The 25,005-nt window shown below is 63.2% G+C and carries 27 protein-coding genes and 1 riboswitch; of the genes, 16 read left to right on the top strand and 11 right to left on the bottom strand.

Annotated elements, in window-relative coordinates:
• Positions 1-9: 9 nt before the first annotated feature.
• Together J6524_RS33975 and J6524_RS33970 are read right to left on the bottom strand one after the other, a co-directional pair.
• The gene (locus J6524_RS33975) at positions 10-513 is read right to left on the bottom strand and encodes a DUF2938 domain-containing protein (RefSeq protein ID WP_225678262.1); all 504 of its coding nucleotides are present in this window, start codon (positions 511-513) and stop codon (positions 10-12) included.
• On the bottom strand, positions 506-1,387 hold the full coding sequence (locus J6524_RS33970) for a class I SAM-dependent methyltransferase (RefSeq protein WP_225678261.1): 882 nt from the start codon (positions 1,385-1,387) through the stop codon (positions 506-508). The genes J6524_RS33975 and J6524_RS33970 overlap by 8 nt, the downstream gene beginning before the upstream one ends.
• Before the next feature lie 76 nt (positions 1,388-1,463).
• Between J6524_RS33970 and J6524_RS33965 the strand changes: the two genes are divergently transcribed.
• Complete coding sequence (locus tag J6524_RS33965; RefSeq protein WP_225678260.1) at positions 1,464-1,895, top strand: helix-turn-helix domain-containing protein; 432 nt, start codon at positions 1,464-1,466, stop codon at positions 1,893-1,895.
• Here J6524_RS33965 and J6524_RS33960 read toward each other — a convergent pair.
• The 5 genes from J6524_RS33960 to J6524_RS33940 form a co-directional block, all read right to left on the bottom strand.
• Positions 1,892-3,109 (bottom strand): MFS transporter, encoded by a 1,218-nt coding sequence (locus J6524_RS33960; protein WP_225678259.1) that lies wholly within the window; start codon positions 3,107-3,109, stop codon positions 1,892-1,894. The two genes, J6524_RS33965 and J6524_RS33960, sit on opposite strands and share 4 nt — an antisense overlap.
• Before the next feature lie 221 nt (positions 3,110-3,330).
• Positions 3,331-3,693, bottom strand: coding sequence for a nuclear transport factor 2 family protein (locus tag J6524_RS33955; protein WP_225678258.1), 363 nt, complete (start codon positions 3,691-3,693; stop codon positions 3,331-3,333).
• A gap of 39 nt (positions 3,694-3,732) precedes the next feature.
• Positions 3,733-4,977, bottom strand: a complete 1,245-nt coding sequence (locus tag J6524_RS33950; RefSeq protein ID WP_225678257.1) for an MFS transporter — start codon at positions 4,975-4,977, stop codon at positions 3,733-3,735.
• Between the two features lie 144 nt (positions 4,978-5,121).
• Positions 5,122-5,805: a DUF938 domain-containing protein gene (locus J6524_RS33945; protein WP_225678256.1), complete on the bottom strand. Its 684-nt coding sequence runs from the start codon at positions 5,803-5,805 to the stop codon at positions 5,122-5,124.
• Positions 5,806-5,850: 45 nt separating this feature from the next.
• Positions 5,851-6,216 (bottom strand): ArsR/SmtB family transcription factor, encoded by a 366-nt coding sequence (locus J6524_RS33940; protein WP_225678255.1) that lies wholly within the window; start codon positions 6,214-6,216, stop codon positions 5,851-5,853.
• A gap of 220 nt (positions 6,217-6,436) precedes the next feature.
• On the opposite strand from J6524_RS33940, the gene soxC reads away from it, so the two are divergent.
• The 10 genes from soxC (at position 6,437) to J6524_RS33890 (ending at position 14,390) form a co-directional block, all read left to right on the top strand.
• Positions 6,437-7,681, top strand: coding sequence for a sulfite dehydrogenase (gene soxC, locus J6524_RS33935; protein ID WP_225678316.1), 1,245 nt, complete (start codon positions 6,437-6,439; stop codon positions 7,679-7,681).
• On the top strand, positions 7,665-8,336 hold the full coding sequence (locus J6524_RS33930; protein ID WP_225678254.1) for a c-type cytochrome: 672 nt from the start codon (positions 7,665-7,667) through the stop codon (positions 8,334-8,336). Before soxC ends, J6524_RS33930 begins: the two co-directional genes overlap by 17 nt.
• A gap of 64 nt (positions 8,337-8,400) precedes the next feature.
• Positions 8,401-8,724, top strand: a complete 324-nt coding sequence (gene soxX, locus J6524_RS33925) for a sulfur oxidation c-type cytochrome SoxX (protein ID WP_225678315.1) — start codon at positions 8,401-8,403, stop codon at positions 8,722-8,724.
• A gap of 56 nt (positions 8,725-8,780) precedes the next feature.
• On the top strand, positions 8,781-9,275 hold the full coding sequence (soxY, locus tag J6524_RS33920; protein ID WP_225678253.1) for a thiosulfate oxidation carrier protein SoxY: 495 nt from the start codon (positions 8,781-8,783) through the stop codon (positions 9,273-9,275).
• Positions 9,276-9,295: 20 nt separating this feature from the next.
• The gene (gene soxZ / locus J6524_RS33915; RefSeq protein ID WP_225678252.1) at positions 9,296-9,607 is read left to right on the top strand and encodes a thiosulfate oxidation carrier complex protein SoxZ; all 312 of its coding nucleotides are present in this window, start codon (positions 9,296-9,298) and stop codon (positions 9,605-9,607) included.
• Positions 9,604-10,470, top strand: coding sequence for a sulfur oxidation c-type cytochrome SoxA (gene soxA, locus J6524_RS33910; RefSeq protein WP_376712113.1), 867 nt, complete (start codon positions 9,604-9,606; stop codon positions 10,468-10,470). Before soxZ ends, soxA begins: the two co-directional genes overlap by 4 nt.
• Positions 10,471-10,478: 8 nt before the next feature.
• Entirely contained in the window at positions 10,479-10,784 is a 306-nt protein-coding gene (locus J6524_RS33905; protein WP_225678313.1) for a hypothetical protein, read from the top strand.
• Positions 10,785-10,809: 25 nt separating this feature from the next.
• Positions 10,810-12,558: a thiosulfohydrolase SoxB gene (gene soxB, locus J6524_RS33900; RefSeq protein WP_225678251.1), complete on the top strand. Its 1,749-nt coding sequence runs from the start codon at positions 10,810-10,812 to the stop codon at positions 12,556-12,558.
• A complete protein-coding gene (locus J6524_RS33895) occupies positions 12,555-13,016 on the top strand; it encodes a DsrE family protein (protein WP_225678250.1) in 462 nt (153 codons plus the stop codon). Before soxB ends, J6524_RS33895 begins: the two co-directional genes overlap by 4 nt.
• A 333-nt stretch (positions 13,017-13,349) precedes the next feature.
• Positions 13,350-14,390, top strand: coding sequence for an MBL fold metallo-hydrolase (locus tag J6524_RS33890; protein ID WP_225678249.1), 1,041 nt, complete (start codon positions 13,350-13,352; stop codon positions 14,388-14,390).
• Positions 14,391-14,543: 153 nt separating this feature from the next.
• On the opposite strand, the gene J6524_RS33885 is transcribed toward J6524_RS33890, so the two are convergent.
• The 3 genes from J6524_RS33885 to J6524_RS33875 are packed head-to-tail and all read right to left on the bottom strand — an operon-like array spanning position 14,544 to position 17,202.
• Positions 14,544-15,380 (bottom strand): ABC transporter substrate-binding protein, encoded by an 837-nt coding sequence (locus J6524_RS33885; RefSeq protein ID WP_225678248.1) that lies wholly within the window; start codon positions 15,378-15,380, stop codon positions 14,544-14,546.
• Positions 15,380-16,162 (bottom strand): ABC transporter ATP-binding protein, encoded by a 783-nt coding sequence (locus tag J6524_RS33880; RefSeq protein WP_225678247.1) that lies wholly within the window; start codon positions 16,160-16,162, stop codon positions 15,380-15,382. Before J6524_RS33880 ends, J6524_RS33885 begins: the two co-directional genes overlap by 1 nt.
• The gene (locus tag J6524_RS33875) at positions 16,159-17,202 is read right to left on the bottom strand and encodes a FecCD family ABC transporter permease (protein ID WP_225678246.1); all 1,044 of its coding nucleotides are present in this window, start codon (positions 17,200-17,202) and stop codon (positions 16,159-16,161) included. Before J6524_RS33875 ends, J6524_RS33880 begins: the two co-directional genes overlap by 4 nt.
• A 135-nt stretch (positions 17,203-17,337) precedes the next feature.
• Positions 17,338-17,535: riboswitch (cobalamin riboswitch) on the top strand.
• Positions 17,536-17,648: 113 nt separating this feature from the next.
• Between J6524_RS33875 and J6524_RS33870 the strand changes: the two genes are divergently transcribed.
• A complete protein-coding gene (locus J6524_RS33870; protein ID WP_225678245.1) occupies positions 17,649-19,943 on the top strand; it encodes a TonB-dependent receptor in 2,295 nt (764 codons plus the stop codon).
• 358 nt (positions 19,944-20,301) lie between these two features.
• A complete protein-coding gene (locus tag J6524_RS33865; protein ID WP_225678244.1) occupies positions 20,302-20,571 on the top strand; it encodes a hypothetical protein in 270 nt (89 codons plus the stop codon).
• Between the two features lie 30 nt (positions 20,572-20,601).
• Here J6524_RS33865 and J6524_RS33860 read toward each other — a convergent pair whose 3' ends face one another.
• Complete coding sequence (locus J6524_RS33860; protein WP_225678243.1) at positions 20,602-20,844, bottom strand: hypothetical protein; 243 nt, start codon at positions 20,842-20,844, stop codon at positions 20,602-20,604.
• Between the two features lie 167 nt (positions 20,845-21,011).
• Here J6524_RS33860 and J6524_RS33855 point away from each other — a divergent pair, with 167 nt between their 5' ends.
• The 3 genes from J6524_RS33855 to J6524_RS33845 all read left to right on the top strand — a co-directional run bounded on the left by J6524_RS33855 (position 21,012) and on the right by J6524_RS33845 (position 24,574).
• Positions 21,012-21,167: a hypothetical protein gene (locus J6524_RS33855; RefSeq protein WP_225678242.1), complete on the top strand. Its 156-nt coding sequence runs from the start codon at positions 21,012-21,014 to the stop codon at positions 21,165-21,167.
• Between the two features lie 341 nt (positions 21,168-21,508).
• Positions 21,509-22,723, top strand: a complete 1,215-nt coding sequence (locus tag J6524_RS33850) for an MFS transporter (RefSeq protein WP_225678241.1) — start codon at positions 21,509-21,511, stop codon at positions 22,721-22,723.
• A gap of 108 nt (positions 22,724-22,831) precedes the next feature.
• Positions 22,832-24,574, top strand: a complete 1,743-nt coding sequence (locus tag J6524_RS33845; protein ID WP_225678240.1) for an N-acyl-D-amino-acid deacylase family protein — start codon at positions 22,832-22,834, stop codon at positions 24,572-24,574.
• Positions 24,575-25,005: the final 431 nt, after the last annotated feature.

The raw sequence follows: 25,005 nt of genomic DNA, 5'->3' as shown, positions 1-25,005 counted from the left end.
GGCACATCGTCAAAACATATTCAGCAAACTTGCGAGCCAGCCAGACACATGCAGACCGAGACCGAAAATCCCGTGCGTGATGAGGCTATGCAGGCGAGCGGCCATCGGGCGCGGCGTGCGGCTGGCGGCGACGCCGAGGCCCATCCCGGGCTGCATCAGCAGGAACGGCAAGATAACGCTGCCGACGCCGACAACCAGCGGAGGAATGACGGTTGGACGGCGGACCCAATCGAGGCCCCAAACCGCAAGCAGCATGGCCGCGAGGACGATGCCGATCAGATAATGCGCGCCCCATCCGATCAGGCGTTCGCCCTGCACCGGCGGCGAGACGGCGATCTGATCGTGGCGAAAACGCCCGCTTCGCAGATGGCCGATCCAGCGGCCCACCAAGCCATAGTCCAATGGGGCAATGCCGAGCAGCCGCTCCCGCACCACGGTCCAACCGTCCATGAATGCCGTCGCACCTGCTCCAATCAAGACCGCGTGCACGAGATAGTTCGTCACCTCAGTCACGCATCGTCTCCTCTGCCGCGGCTGCCGCAGACGGCGCTCGAGCGCTCACGATCCAGCAAGCCGCTGTAAAGCGAACCTCCGGGCCATGCACAAAAGGAGAAAAGGCGGCGCGCACCGTTGTGATGACCTGATTGCGAATCTCACTGTCCGTCTCCTGCAGCATCAGGCCGACGGGACCAAGCTGCGACAGGTAACGGACCAGGTCCTTCTCGGGCAGGGTACATGTGACATCAATGGGCCGAATATCGATTTCGGCCCAACCGCTCTCCTGCAGGATGGTATTGATCCTGTCACGGTCGGCGAAGGCGAACTGTCCCGGTGCACCCGGCCGGCGGGCGGGTAGATTCGGCAGCAGCGGTGCCGCGGCGCGCTCGGCTGTCGTCATGAACGGATTTTCCGCAGGCCCCCGCCATGCAACGAAACGCAACTCGCCCCTATCCTTGGCGGCATGCCGCAGGTTCGAGAAAGCGCGGACTGGATTTTCGAAGAACATGACGCCGAAGCGCGAGATGATCGTGTCGAAGCTGTCGGGCTGGAACGCATAGGTCTCCGCGTTGGCACAAACGAAGCTCGCCGGCACTCCCTCGGACAGGGCGGCGGCTTGGGCAGCCGCGATCATCGGCGCCGAAATGTCGACGCCGGTGCAGCTTCCGTTGTTTCGAAGCCGCCGCGCGACCGCGAGCGTTGTTCCGCCCACGCCACAACCGACGTCGAGCACGTGCGCTTCGGATCCTGCAGTAACCGTCTCGACGAGCATTTCCTCGAATGGCTTGAACATGTGCTCGATCACATCCTGAGTTCCCAGCCACGCGCGCCCTGCAGGGCCGTTCCAAAGCCGCATCTGTTCGTCATCGCCACGGTCAGCCGAATCCATGAGCCATCTCCTTCGCTTGTCTTCTCCAAACGGAAGACTACATCATGCCAGTTCAAGTGGACTTGAGGTCAAGCAGATGATGACCATGGACATTGTCGAGGTTGCCCGCCGGTCAGGGGTTCCTGCCTCGACCCTGCGATTCTATGAGGAGAAGGGACTGATCAGATCGATCGGGAGGCGCGGCCTGCGCCGCGTTTTCGATGTCCCGGTTCTGGAACGGCTGGCGTTGATCGCGCTGGGGCGCGTTGCCGGTTTCTCGCTCGACGAGATCGCGCGGATGTTCGCGCCGGATGGGCGGCCGCGCATCGATCGCCGCATGCTGAGAGCCAGAGCGGATGAGCTCGACAGGACGATCCGGAGGCTGAACGCATTGCGGGACGGATTGCGCCATGCCGCGGCTTGCCCCGCGCCAAGCCATATGGAGTGCCCGACCTTCCGCCGCATTCTGCGCGCGGCGGCATCCGGAGCGCTGGGGCCCGAGAAGAAGCGGCTGGGAAAGCGGAACTAGCGCCGCCTGCGGATCATGACCATCACCGCCGCCGTCAGCTCCACCGCGATGCAGGCATAGAACGGCAGCGCGTAGCTGCCGGAGAGATCACGCAACAGGCCGACCACGCCGGGGCCGAATGCGTAGGTGATCTGATTGATTGCTGTGATGAGACTCACCAGCACGCCGAACGAACGCGGGTCGAATTCGCGCTGCACGATCAGCGCCGGCAGCGTGATCAGATTGCCGACGGAAAAGCCGAACAGCGCGCAGGCGGCGATCAGCACGTAATCATTATGAACGTTGATGACGATCAGCAGCGCGATCGCCTGGCTGACAAAGGAAAGCGAGGAGGCCAGCCGCTGGTTCATCCGGTCGATCACGAAGGAAAACAGTACGCGGCCGACCACCGCCATCGCCGTCAGCAGCGCTACCGCGACGGCGGCCCGTTCGCGGCCAATCACCGAATCCAGAAACGAGATCAGGTGCACGATGAACCCGACCTGCGCGAACAGCACCAGCGCGAACGCCGAGGATACCGAGAGGAAGCCGATATCGCGAAACGCCCGCGCGCGGATCTGCCTCGGCGACGGCGCGTCCACGGCATCGACCGCGCCGATATCAGCAAGAAGCGGCGGCCGACCGACGCAGAGCAGGATTACCGGCACCATCAACGCGACCATCACCACGGCAGACACGGTCATCGCGCCGGAAAAGCCAAAATGACCGATCGCCGCGATCAATAGCGGCGTGCCGACGATGCCGCCGAAGCTTGCGCCGTTCAGCGCCAGGCTGATCGCCATGCCGCGTTTCCTGTCGAACCAGAGGCCGAGCGTGTTGGTGATGATGCCGAGGCTGGTTCCCGCCCAGCCGAACGCGAGCACGGCGTTGGCGAGATAAAGCTGCCAGGGCTCGCGCACCTGACCGATCGAGATCGCCGCGGCTGCCATCGCGAACGTGCCCGCGATCAGGCAGTTGCGCGGCCCGAACGCCTTGATGGCCTCGCTGACAAAGGCGACCAGCGCCGCACCGAACAGATAGAAGAACGTGGTGCCGGACGAGATCAGCGAGGCCGGCCAGCCGTGCAGCCGCTGCAATTCGGCGACATAGACGCTCTGGCCATAGAAGCCGAGCCCCCAGCCGAATGTCGCGAGCAGGAAGCAGACGACGACGATACGCCAGCCGTCGTAGCGGATCGAGGTTTCGTCGATCGGGGTGTAATTGCGAGCGTCCAAGGTTGCTTGTTTCTTTTTCTGTTTGTTGCACCGTCATGCCCGGGCTTATCCCGGGCGTCCACGTCCTTCGCGTCATGATGAGCCAAAGACGTGGATGGCCGAGCATAGGCGAGCGGAAGCGACGCCGTCCTGCGGACGGCTATGCCCGACCATGACGGAGAAGGTTAGCAGACCTGCAGACCGATTGTTTCGGCGCAGGCCGAATTGTCAGCAGATGGCAGCTAGGCGGCCGGTTTCGATGGATCGTAGAAGAACCGCTCGCGCCACACCTTGTCGCCGCGCCACTCCTGCAGGGCGACCTCATCGAAGCGGCCGGTCTTGCCGGACTTGTAGACGAATTCGAACACCCAGTGGATCGCGACGTGATCGCCCTCGACGATCGAAGTCACGCAGGTCGAGGTCACGCTCTTGACGCGTTCCAGCACCGCGCGCTCATGCGCCACCAGCACGTCGCGGCCGACCCGCGGCGGAGCCGCATTCTCCTGCATGCTGGCATCCTCGGTATAGAAACGCTCGATCGCGCCGGCATGATCACCGGAGACGACGGTTGCGATGAACTCATCGAGACGGGCGCGCGACGGCATGATGCCTCCATTGATTGACTTGAGCGATAGGTACGAAAATTAGATGCTCGGATCGGGAATTTCGTCAACCGCACGCAACTTCGCCCGGCGCTTTGCGAACGACGCAAACGACAGCACGGCAAGGCCAAGCAGCACCGGCGGGAACACCACCATATTGACCATCGACCAGCCGTAATGGGCGAGCAACTGGCCGGACGAGAACGACCCCACCGCCATCATTCCGAACACCAGGAAATCGTTGAACGCCTGCACCTTGTTGCGCTCTTGCGGCCGATGCGTCTCGAGCACCAGCGCGGAGGCGCCGATGAAGGCAAAGTTCCAGCCGACGCCAAGCACGATCAGCGTCGCCCAGAAATGCATCGCGGTGATGCCGGCAAGACCTATACCCGCCGCGGCGGCTTCGAGCAGCAGGCCTACCGCCACGATCGTCGGCGCACCGAAGCGCGCGATCAGCGAGCCCGTGAAGAAGCTCGGCCCGTACATCGCCACGATGTGCCATTGAATGCCGAAATTGGAATCGCTGACGGTCAGCCCGCACATCTTCATGGCGAGCGGCGCCGAGGTCATCACGAGATTCATCATGGGATACGCAATCACCCCGCATAGCGCCGCCGCAATGAAGCGCGGCTGCCGCGCGATCTCGAACAGCGGCCGGCCGCCATGCATGTCCGATGGCGCCGGCTTCGGCGCATGGACGCCCCACAGCACCGCCATCGCCACCAGCGCGACGAAGGCCTGCACCACGAAGCTGAATGCAAACAGATAAGGCGGCCAGATATCCATGGTCCACTGCACGAGCTGCGGGCCGAGCACGCCGGCGAACACGCCGCCCGCCATCACCCACGACAGCGCCTTCGGCCGGAACGCCGCGCTGGCGCCGTCGGCGGCGGCAAAGCGATAGGACTGCGCCACCGCACCATAGAGACCACCGAGGAACGTCGCGCCGCAGAACAGCCAGAACGAAGCGTACAGCACGGCCAAAGCGGCGAGCACGCCGGTCAGCACGCCGCAGAACGCGCCGATCATGAACGCCATGCGGCGGCCATAGGCGCGCGAGATCGCGCCGGTCGGCAGCGTGCCCGCGGCGAGCCCGAGCACATACATCGAGAGCGGCACGGTAGCGAGCGAGATGGTCGGCGCCAGCGTGGCGCCGACGATCGAGCCGGTGGCGAAAATGACCGCCGAATTGGCGCCGGTCAGCGCCTGCGCCGCAGCGAGCCGCCACACATTGGCGCGCGCGCGTGAGTCGTCGGCGATCTCGTCGGCAGCAGTCGTATCCAGCATCGGCCTTCCCGCCCGGCAGGCCCCGGGCAGGGAGCCTTTGTCGATTTCCTTTGGGGCACACTATGGAGAGGCGAGGCGCTGCGAGCAACCGGCGCAAACGGGCGCGCGCTATGCGCCGCTGTCACGCTTGATGGAATTCTTGACCTAGGTGTCCGCCGTTCGCCCGAAGACCAGAATCATGTTGTTGGCGGGCATTTGCACGGTTTGGACCAGCACAAGACCGGCTGTCCCGGCGAGCTTTTCGAGATCGGCGATGTCGCGCACGCCCCATTCGGCATCCTGCTCACGCAGGCTGGTATCGAACACCGCATTGCTCATCGCGGTGTGCTTGCCGTCACGCTTGAAAGGACCATAGAGAAACAGGCGCCCGTCGCTGCCGAGATAACGGCCCGCGCCGGCGAACAGGCCCTCGGCAACGCGCCAGGGCGCAATGTGGATTACATTGGCGCAGAACACGGCAAGCAGCTCGGCGGGACCGCTGCCGTCATGCATCGCCGGACACCAGGCGGGATCAGAAAGATCGATCCGCAGCGGCGGACGGATGTTCGGCAGGGATGCATACGCGCGCCAGGCCTCGATGCTCTTCAGGTGGTTCTCGTTGAGATCGCTCGGCCACCAGGTGATATCGGGCGAATGCTTGGCAAAATAAACGACGTGCTGGCCGGTGCCGCTGCCGGCTTCCACCACGTCCCCGGATTTGCCAGCGAGAAATGTCTGCAGCACTGACCAGATCGGCTGATGATTGCGGTGGAACGCCGCCGCATCGAGCCGCCCGTCCGGTTCAACCGGCCGGCCATCCTTGCCGAATTCCACTACATATTCGGCCATTTGAGCCTCGCTTGTAATTCTTCTGGTTCTGAAACACCGAAGACGTCACTTCATTTCGCCGCAATATATCTCTTTCAGCACCTGCAACAGGCGCAACGTGCGCGCATCCGCCACCCGATAATGCAGTGTCTGCGATGTCCGGCGGAATTCGACGAGGCCGTCGGCGCGCAGTTTCGCCAGATGCTGCGACAAGGCCGATTGGCTCAACTTCACGACGCTGACGAGTTCGCCGACCGTCATCTCACCGCGCACGGCGAGAAAACACAGGATCAGCAAACGCTTTTCGTTGGCGAGCATCTTCAGGAGTTGCGCGGCCTCGCCCGCCTGCTTCGCCAGTTTCTTCAGCGCCGCTGCATCGTCGGCGCTGGGGGCGAGTTGCGTCTGTTTGACTGTCGCTGCGGCTGCTCTCATCGCGTAAAATCCGGAATGGTCTTTTTCGTGCCTGCGAAGCACCTCCGGCACATTAGCGTCCCGCCCTTACTTTAGCATTGACTAAATTAGTAAATGTGGATATCGGTTCGAAAAAGCAAGAAACGATGCGGCGACGCGGCCGCGAGGAGAAGGAAACGTGCGCCCCAAGCAGCCACGCAGCAACGTTATTCTCCCTGATGCCGGCGGCTCGCCCGCGCGGATCGGCCGACGCAGTCTTCTCGGCTTCGGCGCGGCGCTGACCGGCAGCCTCGCCCTCGGCGGCAGGCCCGCAATCGCCGATCCTTCACAGGAATCTCCGCCCGCAGATGCGCCCTGGTCGCAGTCAATGGGCGCGGGCGTCGTCGACCGGCCCTATGGCCGGCCGGCCGATAGCGAAGCCTCCGTCATCCGTCGCAACGTCCCCTGGCTCACCGCCAGCACGGAATCCTCGGTGAGCTTTTCACCATTGCAGGACCTGCACGGCATCATCACGCCGAACGGGCTGTTCTTCGAGCGCCATCATGCGGGGCGGCCCGATATCGATCCGGCGCAGCACAAGCTGATGATCCATGGGCTGATCGAGCGGCCGCTGCTGCTGACCATGAAGGACATCCTGCGCTTCCCCTCGACATCGCGCATCCATTTCATCGAATGCCCGGCCAATGGCGGCATGAACTGGCGCGCTGCGCAGTTGAACTCGCTGCAGTTCAGCCACGGCATGGTCAGTTGCGCCGAATGGACCGGGGTGAAGCTGTCGACGCTGCTGGAAGAGACTGGCATCAAGAAGGAAGCGAAATGGGCGATGGTCGAAGGCGCCGACGGCGCGCATATGAACCGCAGCATCCCTCTCGACAAATGTCTCGACGATTGTCTCGTCGTCTATGCGCAGAACGGCGAGGCGCTGCGGCCCGAGCAGGGCTATCCGCTGCGGCTCGTGGTGCCGGGCTGGGAAGGCAACGTCAACATCAAGTGGCTGCGACGGATCAAGCTCGGCGAGAAGCCGTGGCACACGCGCGAGGAAACCTCGAAATACACCGACCTGATGCCGGATGGCACCTCGCGCGGCTTCACCTGGCTCATGGATGCCAAATCGGTCGTCACCTTCCCCTGCCCGGAAAAGCCGCTTGACGGACCCGGCCTCTATGAGATCAGGGGACTCGCCTGGGCCGGCACCGGCAAGGTGAAACGCGTCGATGTCTCGGTCGATGGCGGCATCAACTGGCAGACCGCGCGATTGCACGAACCGGTGCTGTCGAAAGCGCTGACGAAATTCACCCTGCCCTGGCGCTGGGACGGAAGTCCGGCGCTGGTCGCATCCCGTGTCATCGACGAGGCAGGTTACGTGCAGCCGACGATTGCAGAGCTGCGAAAGCGGCGCGGCTCGAACTCGATCTACCACAACAACTCGATCCAGACCTGGCAGGTCAAGCCTGACGGAAGCGTCTTCAATGTTCAGCTCGCGTAAGATTAGCCTGGCGGCCTGTGCCCTTCTGGTTGCGGCGGGAAGCCTCGCACGCGCGGCCGAGCCCGGCTCGTTCGGATACGGCAAGCCGGCGACGCCGGCGCAGATCGCCGGATGGGACATCGACGTGCGCGGTGAGGACGGCGCGGGCCTGCCGGCAGGCAAGGGCACGGTCGACCGCGGCGCCGAGGTCTACGCCGAGCAATGCGCTGCCTGCCATGGAACCTTCGGCGAGGGCGAAGGCCGCTTTCCCAAGCTGGTCGGCGGCGTCGGATCGCTCCGGGACGAGCGTCCGGAGCCGACGGTCGGCAGCTACTGGCCGTTTGCCCCGACCCTATGGGACTATATTAACCGCGCGATGCCGATGCCGACGCCGCACACATTGTCATCCGATGACGTTTATGCTTTGACCGCCTATATTCTGCACCTGAACGATCTCGTTCCCCCTGAATTTGTTGCCGATCGCAACAGTTTGCCGAAAGTCAAAATGCGCAATCGCGACAGTTTCATCTGGACCGACCCGCGACCGGATACGACGGCCAAACCTTGCATGAATGCCTGCGTGAATGCCGCCGATGTCAGGATATCGTCGACGGCGGAAGGCAGGAACCTGACGCCGCGCACGACCGGACCGCTGGATACGATGCAACCGAAATAGAAACGACGGAACGCCTGTGATCGATTCCTTCAAGAGCAAATCCGCGAGGTTCCCGGCATTCGCGCTGGCGCTGGCGATCGGCGCTTTCGCATGTGCAGGCACCGCGCAAGCGCAGTCCACGGTGGACGAAGGCCGCAAGCTCGCCTTCGACCGCAGCAAGGGCAATTGCCTGACCTGCCATGTCATCAAGGGCGGCGACCTGCCCGGCACGATCGGGCCCGAGCTGGTCGACATCAAGAGCAAGTATCCCAAGCGCGAGGATCTCGTCGCCATTCTCCATGACGAGACCCTGCGCAATCCTTTGACCGTGATGCCTCCGTTCGGACGCAACCGGATCCTGACTGAAAAGGAAATCAACGCCGTGGTGGATTTCCTGCAGACGCTTTGACGCAAGACGAGAGATTAAGTCTGTGACGTGCCGATGCACGCTTTAGGAGATTTTCGATGAATATCACTGATGTCGGATTTTCGGCCACGCGACGGCTGATCCTGCAGGGTGCAGGCGCAGTCGCGCTCATCGGCCTCGGCAACGTTCCCTTCGGCCTGACGCCGGCCATCGCCGCAGCCAACGACAGATATCCGGAAGAGGCATTCAAGCAGAAGAGCGACGCCGACGTCATCAAGACGCTCTACGGCAAGACCGCTGAGCCCTCGGACAAGGTGAAGATGGACGCGCCTGAAATCGCCGAGAACGGCGCCGTGGTGCCGATCTCTGTCTCTACGACGCTTGCCGACGTAACCTCGATCGCGTTCCTCGTCAGCGAGAATCCGAACGTGCTGATTGCAAGGTACAACATTCCGGCCGGCACGCTGCCGAACGTCGCCAACCGCATCAAGATGGCCAAGACCAGCAACGTGACCGTGCTGGTGGAAGCCGGCGGCAAGCTCTACAGCGCCTCCAAGGAAGTCAAGGTCACCGTCGGCGGCTGCGGCGGTTAGGGCATCGAGGGAGAACTCACATGGCATCCACCATTCGCGTGCGCGCCACTTCGAGCGGCGACATCACCGAGGTGCAGGCGCTGATCCAGCATCCGATGGATTCCGGCTTCGTCAAGAATGCCAAGGGCGAGACCATTCCGCCGCACTTCATCCAGCAGCTCACCTTCGAGCATGACGGCAAGAACGTATTCACGGCCGATTGGGGCGGTGGCATCTCCAAGGACCCCTATGTCAAGTTCGCCTTCAAGGGCGCCAAGAAGGGTGATGAGCTGAAGATCAGCTGGGTCGATAACAAGGGCGCGACCGACACCACAACGGCGAAGATCCAATGAAACTGCGTTCCGCGATCTATCTGGCGTCCGCAATCCTTGCGCTGGCGGCGATGACGCTCGCAAGCACGCTGCCTTCGGGCGCCGCCGACAAGGTCGATCCCGTCGCCGACGCCAAGGCATTCCAGAAGTTTTTCACCGACAAATTCCCGAAGGTGAAATTCGAGGATTTCGTCAACGGTCCCTATTCGATGAACGAGGACCTGTACCGGCAGTGGCAGGACAAGGAGCAATTCCCTCCTTACGAGTTCGCGCTCGAAATGGGCAAGGAGATGTTTTCCACGCCGTTCAAGAACGGCAAGACCTACGCCGACTGCTTCCCGAACGGCGGTATCGGCATTCGCCAGAACTATCCTTACTTCGACGAGAAGGAAGGCAAGGTCATTACCCTCGAACTGGCCTTGAACCGCTGTCGCGAGGCCAATGGCGAACCGCCGTACTCCTATGTGAAGGACGAAATGGCGGCGCTGACCGCCTATATGGCCTTCACCTCGCGCGGCAAGCTGATGGACATCAAGATCCCGGACGATCCGCGGGCGCTCGAGGCCTATGAAAAGGGCAAGGAATATTTCTACACGCGGCGCGGCCAGCTCAACTTCTCCTGCGCCACCTGCCACGTGCAGAGCCCGGGTGAGCGCATTCGCGCCGAAATCCTGGCGCCCGCGCTCGGCATCGTCAACGCGATGCCGATCTACCGTTCGGAGTGGAGCGGCATGGGCACTACCAGCCGGCGATTCACCACCTGCAACAGCCAGATTCGCGCCGTGCCGCTCAGCCCGCAGGACGACGAATATCGCAATGTCGAATATTACCTGTCCTATGTCAGCAACGGGCTGCCGATTTCCGGGCCGGGAGCGCGTCCATGAGGAACATGATGCAGCAATCCGCATTGATTCTGGCGCTGTTGGCCGCAGGCGCGGCGTCCGCGCTGGCCGCAGGCTCCGAGGAGGACTTCAAGGCGGCTTACGCCGCGGCTGAGGCGGCAAACAAGGAAGCTGGCAAGCTGCGCAATCAATGGACGACCACGGCGAATACACTGGCAGCGGCGAAGAAGGCAGCCGACGCCGGCGATTTCGACAAGGCCACCGCCTCGGCCAAAGAAGCCGAGGCCTTGGCCAAGGCTTCGATTTTCCAGGCCACCAGCGAGAAGACCCGCTGGAAGGACATGGAAATACGCTGAAGCCCTACGACGCGCGGAGACCCGCATGACCATCCGCCGCCGCGATTTTCTGACGCTCGCGGGCGCCGCCACCCTTTCTGGTAGCCTGCCGCGGCTCGCGCGCGGCGCCGACAATGCCGGCGTCTACGATCTCGAGCGCTTCGGCAACGCGCGCATCCTGCACATCACCGACACTCATGCGCAGCTTCGGCCGGTGTTCTTCCGCGAGCCGAGCGTCAATCTCGGCGTCGGACCGATGCAAGGCAACCCGCCGCATCTGGTCGGACGCGCCTTTCTCGATCGTTTCGGAATCCGGCCCGACAGCGCCGACGCCTATGCCTTCACCTGCGTCGAGTTCGAGAAGGCCGCAGGTCGCTTCGGCAAGCTCGGCGGCTTTGCGCATCTGAAGACGCTGATCGATCGCTTGCGCAGCGAGGCCGGCAGCGGACGCTCGCTGCTGCTTGATGGCGGCGATCTCTGGCAGGGCACGGGCCTTGCCAACACCCTGCAGGGCGCCGACATGGTCGAGGCCGCCAACCTGCTCGGCATCGAAGCGATGACCGGCCACTGGGAATTCACCTATGGCGAGAAGGCGCTGCGCGCCAACCTCGAACGCTTCAAGGGCGAATTCCTGGCGCAGAACGTCTTCCTCACCGAGGAAGCCGCCTTCAACGACGCCAAGGCGTTCGATCCGGCCTCGGGGCGCGTGTTCAAGCCGTCCATGATCAAGGAAATCGGCGGGCATCGCATTGCGGTGATCGGTCAGGCATTCCCATACGTGCCGATCGCGCACCCGAAGCGTTTCACGCCGGACTGGAAATTCGGCATCCGCGACGAGGAACTGCAGAAGCTCGTCGATACGCATCGTAGCAACGACAAGGTCGACGCCGTCATCTTGCTCTCGCATAACGGCATGGACGTCGACCTCAAGCTCGCCAGCCGCGTCACCGGCATCGACGTTATCCTCGGCGGCCACACCCATGACGCGGTGCCGCAGCCGATCGCTGTGACGAACGGAGGCGGCGTGACGCTCGTCACCAACGCCGGCTCGAACGGCAAGTTTCTGGGCGTGCTCGATCTCGAAATCGGCAAAGGCAAGATCAGCAATGTCCGCTATCGGCTGCTGCCGGTGTTTTCGGAATTGCTGAAGCCGGATGCGGCGATGCAGGCGCTGATCGACAAGATGCGCGAGCCACAAGCGGCCATGCTGAGCGAGAAGGTCGGTGTCGCCGATCGCCTGCTCTTTCGCCGCGGCAATTTCAGCGGCAGCATGGACCAATTGATCTGCGACGCGCTGCTCGGCGAGCTAGATGCCGAGATCGCGCTGTCGCCGGGCTTCCGCTGGGGCACCACCGCGCTGGCAGCCCAGCCGCTGACGGCGGAGGACGTGCTGGCGCAGACCGCCGTTACCTATCCGGAGACCTACGTCCAGACCATGACCGGCGGCCAGATCAAGGATGTGCTGGAAGACATCTGCGACAATCTCTTCAACGCCGATCCCTATTACCAGCAAGGCGGCGATATGGTCCGCGTCGGCGGCCTGCACTATACCTGCACGCCGGCCGAATCCGTCGGCAAGCGGATCTCCGACTTGAAGCTCGAAGGTGGTCGCGCGCTGGAAGCCGGCAAGAGCTACAAGGTGGCCGGCTGGGCTTCGGTCAACGAGCAGAGCGGCGCGCCGATCTGGGACGTCGTCATCAGGCATTTGAGGTCGGGCAAGCCGCCCAACAGGGCGGCGCCGGGCGTTACGCTGAAAGGCATCGAAGGCAATCCGGGGATTGCGGGACTGGTATGACGGGTTTGTCTACCATTGTTCGCGCGACGATCGCGGCGCTCTTGATCGCAGCCGCCGCGCCCGAGGCCCGCGCCCAGCAGGCGCCGCTGCAGGACAAGCCGTTTGCCGAGCACAAGATCGTATTGCAGCTCTCCGACAACGACCCGCGCAAGCAGGGCCTCGTGCTCAGCGTCGCCAGCAATCTGATGAAATTCTACGACCCCGACAAGGTAGCGATTGAGGTGGTGGCGTTCGGTCCCGGCATTGAGCTGCTGCGCCCGGAAAATCCCAACCGCAAGATGGTCGAGAGCCTGGTGGCGCAGGGCGCACGCTTCGACATCTGCCTCAACACCGTCGACACGCTCGAACGCGAGAACGGCAAGCGGCCCGAGTTCATCGCGGCGGCAACGCCGGTGCAGGTTGGCGTCGCGCAGATTCTGTTTCTGACGGAGAATGGGTATACGCTGGTCCGGCCGTGACGGCCGCAGGCGTTGTGCGCGAAAAAAGGGCACGGATGCGTAGACGCCGTCATTGCGAGCGGAGCGAAGCAATCCATCTATCCCCGTGCGGAAGCATGGATTGCTTCGTCGCGGAGCTCCTCGCAATGACGGGGATAGATTTACATTTTTATCGCGAAGTCGGTGATGCTCTGCCGTTCACGACATGATAAAGCCGAGGAACGCGAGATTTTGATTGCGCCCAACGCCACCATCGTGGCGCCAGGCGTGTTACAATTGATGAAATTGCACGAGCAGGGCTGGAGCTACGTCCGGCCCTGACCTAGATCAGAATTTCAAAGCAGGCACACAGCCATGATCTTTCGCCAACTCTTCGATAGCGTTTCCGGCACCTACAGCTATCTACTGGCGAGCCGCGCCGGCGGTGAGGCGCTGATCCTCGATCCCGTGCTGGAGAAGGCCGACCGCTATTGCCAGCTCCTGCGCGAGCTCGACCTGCGGCTGGTGAAGGCGGTCGACACCCATCTGCATGCCGACCACGTCACGGGCCTCGGCGAGCTGCGCGACCGCACCCAGTGCATCACCATCATGGGCGAGCAGAGCAAGGCCGACGTGGTGTCGATGCGGGTCTCCGACGGCGACAAGGTGACGATCGAGGGCCTCAGCCTCGACGTCATGTACACGCCCGGCCACACCGACGATTCCTATTCCTATCTGATGGGCGACCGCGTCTTCACCGGCGACACGCTTCTGATCCGCGGCACCGGCCGCACCGATTTCCAGAACGGCTCTTCCCGCGCGCAATATGAGTCGATCTTCAACCGGCTCTTGAAGCTGCCGGACGAAACGCTGGTGTATCCCGCCCACGACTACAAGGGCGACACGGTTTCCACCATCGGCGAGGAGAAGCGCTACAATCCGCGGCTGCAAGTGCGCAACGTCGATGAGTATATCGAGCTGATGGCCAATCTGAAGCTGCCGAATCCGAAGATGATGGACGTGGCTGTGCCCGCCAACATGCATGTCGGCCTGCATCAGGAAGAGCTTGCCAAGCAGGGGCTCGCGCTCACGGCGCGCGAGGCGATCAACAGCCTCGGCCGGCCCGATATTCTCCTGGTCGATCTGCGCGAGACCGGCGAGCGCGCCAAGCACGGCACGATCTCGGGCGCGCTGCATGCGCCCTATCCCGGTATCGCCGAGAGCCTGAAGCCCGGCGGCGTGCTGCGCGAAGTCGCCGCCGCCACCGGCCGCCGCGTGGTGTTCTTCTGTGCGTTCGGTGAACGCTCGGCGATGGCGGTTACCGCCGCCAAGAATGCGGGGCTGGCCAATACGGCGCATATCGAGGGCGGTATGGACGCGTGGAAGAAGGTCGGCGGGCCGGTGGTTCACGGCTAATCAAATGGTGCCGTCGTCCCTGCGAACGCAGGGACCCATGCGCCGCAGCGCCGATGATGGAAGGCAGTGGCCGACGCCTCGCTTGAATTATAACGTCCTGTGGTTATGGGTCCCTGCGTTCGCAGGGACGACGAAATAGCTTTGCCGGGGACATCACCGCCCGACCCGCTTCAACTCCGCCGTCAGCGCGTCGAGCGCGTCGGCCAACATCACGCCGCCACACTCGGTCATGCGCTCGGGAATGACGATACGCTTCTCCAGCGGATAGAAGCGCTCCAGCGCCGGATGCAGCAGGAAGGCCTGGCCGTCGTCCCTTGCATAATCGCCGGCCTGCGAAACCACGATGAAGTCCGGCCGCAAGTTCACGATCGCCTCCAGCGAGGCGAATCCGCCGAAGGTAAAACCGAGATCGCCGGCCGCGCTGCGCAAGCCGGTTTCGCTGAGCAACGAGCCGACAAAACTGTCGCTGCCCGCCACCCAGCCGCGCCGCGACAGCGGCAGCACGCGGTAATGCCGTTCCGCTACCGCACCGCGGGCGCGCGCCAGCGCGGCATCGAGCCGCGCGATTTCCTTAGCCGCGCGATCGGGATGACCGGTGATGTCGCCGGCCTCGCGGATCTGCTGCCGCGCCTCATCAAGGGTTCGCGGCACGGCAAGTTCAGCGAGACGCAGCCCCTTGGCTTTCAACAATTCGCGCGTCGAGCGTTTGTCGAAGGCGCTGGCGACGACGATGTCTGGTTTTATCAGCAGCACGTCCTCGGCGCCGCCGGAGAGAACCGGATAGCGGGAGATGTCGCCAACCGCCGGGCCTTGCCAGCCGTCCCGCGAAAACTTGCTCAATCCCAGAATCTGCTCAGGATCGGCAAGCCTCAGCACCAACTGGTCGGTGCAGACATTCATTGACACCAGCCGCGGCAGATTGGCTGCAGGTGCGATGCTGCCAGGCAACAGCGCCATCACCGCGACCAGAAATGCGAGTTGCCGCCGCATCAAATATCCGCCCACGGCACGATCACAGCCTCGCGCTGATATTCCGCACGATAGGCCGAGATTCGGAATACGTCCGCCATCACCTGTTCGGACAGCGCCTCGGCCGGCGTGCCTTGCGACACCAGGCGTCCCTCGCGCAGCACCAGCACGTGGTCGGCGAATCGCGCGGCGAGACCTAGATCATGCGTCACCACGATGACCAGCACGCTCTTGTCGGCGGTCGCGCGTAAATTCTGCATGACGTCGATCTGGTGCCGGGGATCGAGTGAGGCGGTCGGCTCGTCGGCGAGAATCACAGGCGCTTCCACCGCCAGCGCGCGGGCCAGCGCGACGCGGCTGCGCTCGCCGCCGGACAGTTCCGTGACGCGGCGATCGCTGAACTCCATCACGTCGACCGCCTGCATCGCGCGCAGCACCGCCTCCGCATCTTTCGGCGACAGCCGCGCGGGGTCAGTGGCGCCATGCGGATAGCGGCCGAGCGCCACGATATCGCGCGCCGGCAGCGGCCAGTGCACGATGTGGCCTTGAGGTAAATAGCCGAAGCGTTTTGCGCGCTCGCGCAGCGGCAGCGACGACAGCGCCTGGCCGCCGATCTCGATCTCCCCATCGCAGGGGATCAATCCCGCCAGCGACCGCAGCAGTGTGGTCTTGCCGGCGCCGTTCGGCCCGACCAGGGCCACCAGATGTCCTGCCGATAGCGCGAGCGAGACGTCTGTCAGTACGACGCGGCCAGCAAGCCGCACACAAAGCCCCTTCGCCGTCAGCAGCGCTGTCTCGCTCATGCGACGCCTCCACCGAGCGCGCGGCGCTCGCGCATGATCAGATAGAGGAAGAATGGCACGCCGATGATCGAGGTCAGCACGCCGACCTTGATGTCCGACGTCGAGGGAATGATGCGCACCGCGATATCGGCCGCCAGCAACAGCGCCGAGCCGGCGAGCGCGCTCGGGATCAACAGCCGCCCCGGATCGTGGCCGATCGCGGGCCGCATCAGATGCGGCGCGACCAGGCCGATGAAGCCGATGGTGCCGGTAACGGCGACCGCACCGCCGACACCAAGCGCGACGCCTGAAATGACGAATAGCCGCAGGCGCCCGACATCGACGCCGAGGCTTTGCGCGGTTTCTTCGCCCAGACTCAGCGCCCGAAAGGCGTTGCGCTGGCTGAGCAACATGGCCCCACCGGCCACAATGAAGGGAAACGCCAGCATCACATGCTGAAAACTGCGGTCCTCCAGCGAGCCGAGCAACCAGAACGCGATCTCCAGCACCAGAAAGGGATTTGTGGCAAGGTTCATCACCAGCGCCGTGGCGGCGCCTGCAAAGCTGGAGATCGCTAGGCCCGACAGGATAAGAATCAAAAGGCCTGCATTACGTCCGGCAATCGAAAGCAGCCCGAACACCGAGCCGAACGCCGCGATGATCGCAGCGACCGGCAGCGCATAGGAGCGTACGTCCGCCAGCCCCAGCGCGATCACCAGCACCGCCCCGAACGCGGCCGATTGCGGCGCGCCGAACAGCTCAGGCGAGGCCAGCGGATTGCGGAGCAGGCCCTGCAACGCGGCGCCCGACAGGCCGAGAATGGCGCCGATCGCCAGCGCCAGCAGCGTGCGCGGCAGGCGGATTTCCCGCACGATCACTTGCGACACCTCGCTGCCACCGCCGAACAACGCTTCCGCTACCGCAAGCGGCGACAGCCGCACCGGCCCGATGCCGAGCGAGATCAGCATCAGCAGCACAACGAAAGCGGAAAGTGCCAGGGTGGCGCCAATCCGCCGGCGTGCGGCATCCGCGTTGGTCAGGGTTACGGCCTCAACACTCATCGATCGTCCTAAAGCAGCTTTGCCCGCTCCGGTACAGGAGTTCGGTCAGGCGTGCTCATGCGGCAAAAATACCGCACTCGTCCAGTGAGGATCGCGGGGGTTCCCGAGGCGGATTGACTCGGACTTTGACAAACTTCTACCATAGTTCCCGACGGTTCCCGTTTGGGGATCAAAAGGGAATGCGGTGCGGGGAAAGTCCCCAATTCCGCGGCTGCCCCCGCAACTGTAAGCGGCGAATCTTTCGTCATAGGCCACTGGGCATCTCGGTCCTGGGAAGGCGACGAAGGGTAACGACCCGCGAGCCAGGAGACCTGCCGTCAGCCGTGGTCACACGCGAAGATGTCGGTCGGGGAGTACAGGCATTAGCTTCACCTAAGCTGCGTTAGCATACGGTGAGACTTGGTTCGCTGTGACGTGCCACTGACGTCATACCGAGGTCTAGAACCATGTCTTCCACCACAGCCGCGCGACAGCAGCGCCGCTTCTGGCTTGCCTCCAGTTTCCTGGTGCCGATCGTATCGCTGGGCATTTCCGGCGCACAGGCGCAGCCGGCGCCATCAGAGCAATTGCCGCCGATCGAGGTAACCTCGCCCACCGACCCGAACCGGACCCGTGCCAAACCGACCTACGATGAAGGATCGACATCGCGCCGCGTCGTGCCGGCGGCAGCGCCGTCACCCGCCGCACGGCCCGCAGCCGGGACCGGCCCGGACGCCTCGTCGCAACGCGCTTCGCAAGGTGCGGGCGCAGGCGGCCGGCAATTCTCCAGCATCGTCGGCACTGCGTCGACCGTTATTACTGCCGAAGAGATCGCGCATTCGCCCGCGCAAACGCTGCAGGAAATCATCGCGCAAACGCCCGGCGTGCAGCTCACCAGCTTGTTTGGCGGCGTCAACGGCGCCAAGACCTCCGTCGACCTCCGCGGCTTCGGCGCGTTCGCGACCTCAAATACCCTGGTGCTCATCAACGGCCGAAGGCTCAACGACATCGACATGGCCGGCGTCGATTTTTCGACCATTCCGCGCGATTCGATCGAGCGCATTGAAATCACCCGCGGCAATAGCGGCGCGGTACTCTATGGCGACAATGCGGTCGGCGGTGTCATCAACATCGTCCTGAAGAATGGCGTCGGCGGCCCACCAGTCGCCATTCGTAGCGAAGCCGGCGTCGGCTCATTCAATCAACGACTTGCGAATCTCTCGGCCACGACCAATTACGGGCCGTGGTCGACTTCGTTCTATGGCAACGCCATCAAGTCCGACGGCTATCGCGAGAACAACGCGCTCGACCAGCGCAACGGAGTCGGCAACCTCAATTACACCACGCCCGACCTCAAGGCCTTCCTGACTGTGACCGGCGATGACCAAAAGCTCGGCTTCCCCGGCGGCCGCCTCGTCGATCCCTCGATCGGCGTTGACGAACTGGTCACGAACCGCCGGGGCGCCGCCACGCCGTTCGATTACGGCAACCAGCAGGGCGCCAGCGCCACTGCCGGCTTTACCAGAACGCTGTGGAATGGCGCCGAACTCATCGTCGATGGCGGCGTGCGGAAGAAGGACACGCAAAGCGGGTTCTTCGGCGCGGTACCGTTTGCCTCGCCGTTTCCAAGCTTCTCCTCCACCTATAACGACGCGTCATTGCTGACCTGGTCGATCACGCCGAGATTGAGCGTCAAGAACGTGATCTTCGGCATGCCCTCACAGATCCTGACCGGCATCGACTATTACGATGCCACGTTCAATCAGGACCGCGGGGCGTTCAAAGGCCTTCCGCCCACCCACATCTACGATCTATCGCAACAGAGTGTGGCCGGTTACTGGCAGCAAACCATAGGCTTGTTGCCGACGACGGATTTCTCCTATGGTGCCAGGGTTCAAAACACCAGCCTGAGTGCCCGAGACCGGTACGACCCGAATGCGCCCGGTTGTGCCATGTTCTTCAATTGCAGCGCGCAAGCCTTCCCGTTGGACAGCAATGAAACACAATACGCGTTGCATGCAGGCCTCGAGCATCGCTTCAATAGCGTGTTCTCGGTATTCGGCCGCGCCGCACGCGCATTCCGGACGCCTACCGTGGATGAACGCGTTTCGTCGGGACCGGCCTTCGATCCGTTCTTTATCCCGCTGCCCGGTGACTTCAACCTGAAGACCCAGACTTCGCACGACATCGAGGGCGGATTCCGCATCAAGAGCGGTGGCTTCCAGATGCAATCGAGCATCTACGCCATGGATCTCGAGAACGAGATCCATTTCAATCCGGTGCTGTTCTTTAACGTCAACCTCGATCCGACCCGCCGCTACGGCTCGGAGACCAGCGCTTCGCTGCGCGTCAGCGACACGGTGCTGCTGCGGGGCGGCGCGGCCTACACGCGCGCCGTGTTTCGTGAAGGGCCATTCGCCGGCAACGACGTCCCGCTGGTGTCGCGCTACACCGCAAGCGGCGGCGTGACCTGGAACATCTGGCAGAACTATCTCGTATTCGACGCCACGGTGCGCGCCTGGAGCGAACGCTTCATGGACAACGACCAGGCCAACACCCAGCGCCGAATCCCGGCGAATGCCACCGTCGATTTGAAACTGAGCGGCGCCTACGATCGCTTCTTCTGGTCGGTGGGCGTGAACAATCTGTTCAATGCGCTCTACTACGACTATGCGATCGCCAGCACGTTCACGCCGGGCCGCTTTAGCGCCTATCCGCTCCCGGGGCGCACCTTCATGGTGAAGGCCGGCGCAACGTTCTGATCGCAATGACCAGTCCGGCCCAGCCAGACCGGCCTACCCTACCCTGACGAGCCGGCATTCTCCTGGGCATCTCACCTGGGAGAATGCCTTTTCATGCGTGCAACGGCTTTCGCTCTCGATGATGCAGCGGAACCGCACGGGCGTGATTGATTTGAAAAGAAAGCGACCTCTTTTCGACAAAAAATAACGCTTTCTGTGATCAGATCCCATGATAAATGATGCCGCAAAACCGCTTGACGATGTCTGTCGCAACTTAAGAGGCGTGACGGAAGCGAGTGTCGAAGACGCCGCCGAAGCTAAGCAGATTCGGGTGGACCAGCGGTCAAAAACAACATGAGTAGATTGAGACTGACTTGAAATGACGAACGACGAAGATCGCTCCGACCGGGCCGCAAGAGCGGCCGAGAACGCCAGGGCCGCGCTGGCCGAACGGGAAGCCGCCACGAAAGCCGTGCTCGACAACATGGCGAGGTTAAGGGCATTGCGTCTGGCGCGTGAAGCAGCCGAGCCGCCGCGCGCGCCCGCGACGAGGAAGGCGCGCGCCGCCAAGGCGCGGAAGCCGGCGGAGAAGGCCCCGGCCCTTTCCGATTGGCTGGCGAGCCAGCAGAGTGGCGGACGGCGTATTTGATCCTGCGAGACTGACGCGAAGACCGGGCCGTTACGCCGGCCCCGGCCAATCGATCATCGATCGGGTCTTGTTCTCGGCGTCGTAGACCTGCACCTGAAGCATCTGAAACTTGTTCTTCAGGGCGATGCCCGCCTCTTCGGCGGCCTCCACTGTATCGTAGTGCGACTTGAAATGACCGTCGACCACCAGCGAATATCCGGTGGTCGGCGCCTTGTCGACGCGGATGGTCTTACGCGGCTGCGGTTCGTCCACCACAGGGCGGGGCTTCCTCATGCTGGCTCCGTATGTGAACACCCTTCGGGCTGAACGCCACAAAAAGGGCAGGAAGAATCCTCTGACCGGCGCTAGGATGCACCTGAACGCGGTCAGATTGAGATCATGCCGATACCCTGAGTCGGCATGCAGCGCAAACGCCGATTGCTCCTTGCTAAAGGCATCACATGGGCGGAACGGGTAAGAAGAACGAACCTCCGAAACAACCAGAGGATAAGCCGAAGAAGCCGGAGCACATTCCGGTGGAGGACGATGATTACGAAGACGGTGACATCGCCACACCGAAGCGCGACCGCACGGACAATGAGAACGAGCCGTTGTAAATTGCGGCCCCGTCATCCTGAGGTGCGAGCATAGCGAGCCTCGAAGGATGCACGGCCCGGCTGGTGGCCGTCGTCCTTCGAGACGCCGCTGCTCGGCTCCTCAGGATGACGGGGATGGTCCGGAGACTGCCTCTCTAGTCAATGTGCTGTGCGATCGCAGAAGCCCTCACGCACGATCGCACGAATGCTCTTAATCGAGGAGATGCGCGCCAAAGCCGCCGCGCGCCAGCCCTGCCCTCCGCCGGGGCAGCCATGCAGCGGCATTCATGGACAAATAAGGGCCTGGCTATATTTTCAGCCCGCCTGGCCGGGCCGCAAACGATACGGGAATTTGAGCTGATATGGTCGACATTCTGGCCGCACCGCAACAAGCCAAGGCAGATGCGTCGCTGCGCACGCTGGCGGGGATTTCGGTCGCCCATTGGGTCAGCCATTTCCATCTATTCGTGCTGCCGATGCTGTTTCCGTTCCTGAAGGAGCAGCTTGGCGTCGGCTATATCGAGCTTGGTCTTGCGCTGACCGTATTCGGCGTCGTCTCCGGTCTGACGCAGGCGCCGATCGGTTATGTCGCCGACCATATCGGCGCGCGAAAGGTGCTGCTGATCGGCCTCACCGTCGGTGGGCTGGCGCTGATCATGCTCGGCCTGCATCTGAGCTATGTTTCACTGATCGTCTGTGCCGCCCTGCTCGGCCTTGCCAACAGCGTCTATCACCCGTGCGACTACGCCATCCTGTCGACGCATATGGATGAAGCGCGGATGGGCCGCGCGTTCTCCATCCACACCTTTGCCGGCTTCCTTGGCGGCGCGGTGGCGCCCGCAATCACGGCCGCGCTGGTGGCCGCCGTCGGCGGGTTTGGCGCGCTGATCGTGGCCGGCGCCATTGGCCCTGTTGTGGCGCTACTCTTGATCGCCGTCAGGATTCCCGATGCGAGTTCGGCCGATCGCAAGACCGACGGCGCACCGACGCCGCAGCAGAGCATCCTGACGCCGGCCATCATCGTGCTGACGATCTTCTTCATGCTGCTCGGCCTGTCGAATGCCGGCATCAGCAATTTTGGCGTTGTTGCGCTAATGAGCGGCTACGGCGTGACGTTCTCGGCCGCCAACATCGCGCTGACCGCCTTCCTCGGCGCCAGCGCGGCCGGCGTCTTGGCCGGCGGCTATCTCGCCGACCGCACCAAGCGCCACGGCAATGTCGCCGCCGCGTGTTTTGCCATCAACGCTCTCATCATCACCATCATTGCGACAATCAACTTGCCCTCGGTCGTGCTAACCGCCGCGATGGGACTGGCCGGTTTCCTCGGCGGCGTGATCGCGCCCTCGCGCGATATGCTGGTTCGCAACGCCGCACCGGCAGGGGCCGCGGGCCGCGCATTCGGCATCGTCTCCACCGGATTCAACTTCAGCGGCATTCTCAGCCCGCTATTGTTTGGCTGGATCATGGACCAGCACCTGCCGCATTGGGTGTTCGGCGCTTCCGTCGCCTTCATGGTGCTGACGGTCCTGCTGGCGCTGGTGACGGACCGCAAGCCGGCGGAACCTACCAAGGATTGAACCAAGGCCTGATTTATCGAGATGCATTCCTGAGCCCCATCCCCGGCGGTTGACAGCATCGGACGACGACCGATGATGCGGCAACAAAACAAAACCGGGATGGAAGCCATGACCTCGACCTCCGACCTCGTGATCCGCGGCGGCACCATTGCCGATGGCAAGGGCGGTGAACTGTTCGAAGCAGATGTTGCCATCAGCGGCGGCCGCATTACCGAAGTCGGTAAGGTCGCGGGCAAAGGCAAGGAAGAGATCGACGCCAGGGGGAAGCTGGTCGCGCCGGGCTTTGTCGACGTCCACACCCATTATGACGGCCAGGTCACCTGGAGCCAGGACATCACGCCCTCCTCGCAAAACGGCGTCACCACGGCGATCATGGGCAATTGCGGGGTCGGCTTTGCGCCGTGCCGTCCGGAGGACCATCTCCGGCTGATCCAGTTGATGGAAGGCGTCGAGGATATCCCCGAGCCGGTGCTGAGCGCCGGCATTCCCTGGGCCTGGGAAAGCTTCCCGGATTACATGGACTGGCTGTCGAAGCGCAGCTTCGACATGGATATTGGCGCGCAACTGCCGCATGCCGCCTTGCGCGTCTATGTGATGGGCGAGCGCGGGGCGCGGCGTGATCCATCCACACCCGAGGACAACAGGGCGATGGCCGCGCTGGCGGGCGATGCGGTGAAGGCCGGCGCACTCGGCTTTTCGACCTCGCGCACGCTCAACCATCGCACCTCGACCGGCGACTTTACGCCGACGCTGAAGGCCGGCGAGGATGAACTCACCGCAATCGCGGCGGCGATGCATGCGCAGGGCCGCAGCGTGCTGCAATTCGTGCTCGACCTCTCCACCATCAATGAAGACCTGCCGATGATGCTGCGCGTGGCGGAGAACACGAAAATCCCGGTGTCGTTCTCGATCACCCAGAACGACAAGGCGCCGCAGCGCTGGCGGCAGACGCTCGACACTATCCATGAGGCTTCGGCGCGCGGCCTGTCGATCACGGCACAGATTGCCGCCCGGCCAGTCGGCCTGATGCTTGGACTGGAACTGTCGCGCAACCCGTTCCAGACCCATCCGAGCTACCAAGCGATCGCGCACCTGCCGCTTGCCGAGCGACTCGCGCGGCTGCGCCAGCCGGAAGTGCGGAAAGCCATCCTGAGCGAGCACGCCACCGCGACCGACGATCCGCTGTTCTTCCGGCCGAACTATGACAAGATGTACCTGCTCGGCAATCCGCCGGATTACGAGCAGCCGCCGGAAAATACCTTGGGCGCGCAGGCCCGCCGCTTGGGCAAGCAACCCGAAGAGCTCGCCTATGATGCGATGCTGACGGACGAGGGCCGCGGCATGCTCTATGTGCCGTTCCTCAATTATGCCGATGGCAATCTGGATGCGACGCGCGAGATGCTGCGTCACCCCAATGCGGTGCCCGGCCTCTCCGATGGCGGCGCGCATTGCGGCATCATCTGCGACGCCAGCTTTCCGACCTATCTCTTGACGCACTGGACGCGCGACCGCAGCCGCGGCGAAAGGCTGTCGATCCCGTTCGTGGTGGCGGCACAGTCGCGCAAGACCGCGCTCTCGGTCGGCCTCTACGATCGCGGCGTGATCGCCCCTAGCTTCAAGGCCGACGTCAACGTGATCGATTACGACCGCCTGCATCTACATCCGCCGAAGGTGCATTACGACCTGCCGGTCGGCGGCCGCCGCCTGATGCAGCAGGTCGACGGCTATGAGGCCACCATCGTCTCCGGCGTGGTGACGCAGCGCGGCGGCAAGGCAACCGGTGCGCGCCCCGGCAAGCTGGTGCGCGGCACGCAGGGCTGCAAGCCGCAATTCGACGCGGCGGCGAGTTAGGCCTATCTGTTTCTACACATGCGGTGTCGTCCCTGCGAACGCAGGGACCCATACGCCGCGGCCCATCGTTCATGGCGATCTGGCAGACGCTTCGCTTAAACAACTAGCATCGGTGGTTATGGGTCCCTGCTTTCGCACTAGCAGATGCACAGATTGCGGCTGCGACGGAATGACTCGGTGTTTTGATTTGGCCTTCCGCGGCGACGGGCTGCTGTGATTCTGTATCTGGCACTTCGATTCCATTGAGGTGCCAAGATGTTGAATGAACAATTCAGGCTTGGGCGGTTCGGGGATGGTCGTCTCGATAAAGGGGGGCGGCCCTGCTCGAAGGGATGGTCACGCGCGCGAGCTCGTGCCTGCGTCGAGCGGCGGATGGCGATCGGGCCAAGATAGTCCGATACGGCCGATTTCTCGCCAATGAGAACGTGAGC

This window comes from Bradyrhizobium hereditatis, assembly GCF_020329435.1.
Taxonomy (GTDB): domain Bacteria; phylum Pseudomonadota; class Alphaproteobacteria; order Rhizobiales; family Xanthobacteraceae; genus Bradyrhizobium; species Bradyrhizobium hereditatis.
The sequence above is the reverse complement of the archived record's forward strand: the minus strand, read 5'-3'. Positions and strand labels throughout refer to the sequence as shown.

What these genes read in the sequence shown, in the direction of transcription:
- J6524_RS33895 (WP_225678250.1), top strand. Translation starts at nt 12,555, where the DNA reads ATGACGGGTTTGTCTACCATTGTTCGCGCGACGATCGCGGCGCTCTTG.
- J6524_RS33945 (WP_225678256.1), bottom strand. Translation starts at nt 5,805, where the DNA reads ATGGCCGAATATGTAGTGGAATTCGGCAAGGATGGCCGGCCGGTTGAA.
- J6524_RS33865 (WP_225678244.1), top strand. Translation starts at nt 20,302, where the DNA reads ATGACGAACGACGAAGATCGCTCCGACCGGGCCGCAAGAGCGGCCGAG.
- soxY (WP_225678253.1), top strand. Translation starts at nt 8,781, where the DNA reads ATGAATATCACTGATGTCGGATTTTCGGCCACGCGACGGCTGATCCTG.
- J6524_RS33955 (WP_225678258.1), bottom strand. Translation starts at nt 3,693, where the DNA reads ATGCCGTCGCGCGCCCGTCTCGATGAGTTCATCGCAACCGTCGTCTCC.
- J6524_RS33905 (WP_225678313.1), top strand. Translation starts at nt 10,479, where the DNA reads ATGCAGCAATCCGCATTGATTCTGGCGCTGTTGGCCGCAGGCGCGGCG.
- J6524_RS33845 (WP_225678240.1), top strand. Translation starts at nt 22,832, where the DNA reads ATGACCTCGACCTCCGACCTCGTGATCCGCGGCGGCACCATTGCCGAT.
- J6524_RS33940 (WP_225678255.1), bottom strand. Translation starts at nt 6,216, where the DNA reads ATGAGAGCAGCCGCAGCGACAGTCAAACAGACGCAACTCGCCCCCAGC.
- J6524_RS33860 (WP_225678243.1), bottom strand. Translation starts at nt 20,844, where the DNA reads ATGAGGAAGCCCCGCCCTGTGGTGGACGAACCGCAGCCGCGTAAGACC.
- J6524_RS33890 (WP_225678249.1), top strand. Translation starts at nt 13,350, where the DNA reads ATGATCTTTCGCCAACTCTTCGATAGCGTTTCCGGCACCTACAGCTAT.
- soxA (WP_376712113.1), top strand. Translation starts at nt 9,604, where the DNA reads ATGAAACTGCGTTCCGCGATCTATCTGGCGTCCGCAATCCTTGCGCTG.
- J6524_RS33875 (WP_225678246.1), bottom strand. Translation starts at nt 17,202, where the DNA reads ATGAGTGTTGAGGCCGTAACCCTGACCAACGCGGATGCCGCACGCCGG.
- soxZ (WP_225678252.1), top strand. Translation starts at nt 9,296, where the DNA reads ATGGCATCCACCATTCGCGTGCGCGCCACTTCGAGCGGCGACATCACC.
- J6524_RS33850 (WP_225678241.1), top strand. Translation starts at nt 21,509, where the DNA reads ATGGTCGACATTCTGGCCGCACCGCAACAAGCCAAGGCAGATGCGTCG.
- soxB (WP_225678251.1), top strand. Translation starts at nt 10,810, where the DNA reads ATGACCATCCGCCGCCGCGATTTTCTGACGCTCGCGGGCGCCGCCACC.
- J6524_RS33855 (WP_225678242.1), top strand. Translation starts at nt 21,012, where the DNA reads ATGGGCGGAACGGGTAAGAAGAACGAACCTCCGAAACAACCAGAGGAT.
- J6524_RS33965 (WP_225678260.1), top strand. Translation starts at nt 1,464, where the DNA reads ATGATGACCATGGACATTGTCGAGGTTGCCCGCCGGTCAGGGGTTCCT.
- J6524_RS33880 (WP_225678247.1), bottom strand. Translation starts at nt 16,162, where the DNA reads ATGAGCGAGACAGCGCTGCTGACGGCGAAGGGGCTTTGTGTGCGGCTT.
- J6524_RS33950 (WP_225678257.1), bottom strand. Translation starts at nt 4,977, where the DNA reads ATGCTGGATACGACTGCTGCCGACGAGATCGCCGACGACTCACGCGCG.
- J6524_RS33885 (WP_225678248.1), bottom strand. Translation starts at nt 15,380, where the DNA reads ATGCGGCGGCAACTCGCATTTCTGGTCGCGGTGATGGCGCTGTTGCCT.
- J6524_RS33870 (WP_225678245.1), top strand. Translation starts at nt 17,649, where the DNA reads ATGTCTTCCACCACAGCCGCGCGACAGCAGCGCCGCTTCTGGCTTGCC.
- J6524_RS33970 (WP_225678261.1), bottom strand. Translation starts at nt 1,387, where the DNA reads ATGGATTCGGCTGACCGTGGCGATGACGAACAGATGCGGCTTTGGAAC.
- J6524_RS33930 (WP_225678254.1), top strand. Translation starts at nt 7,665, where the DNA reads ATGTTCAGCTCGCGTAAGATTAGCCTGGCGGCCTGTGCCCTTCTGGTT.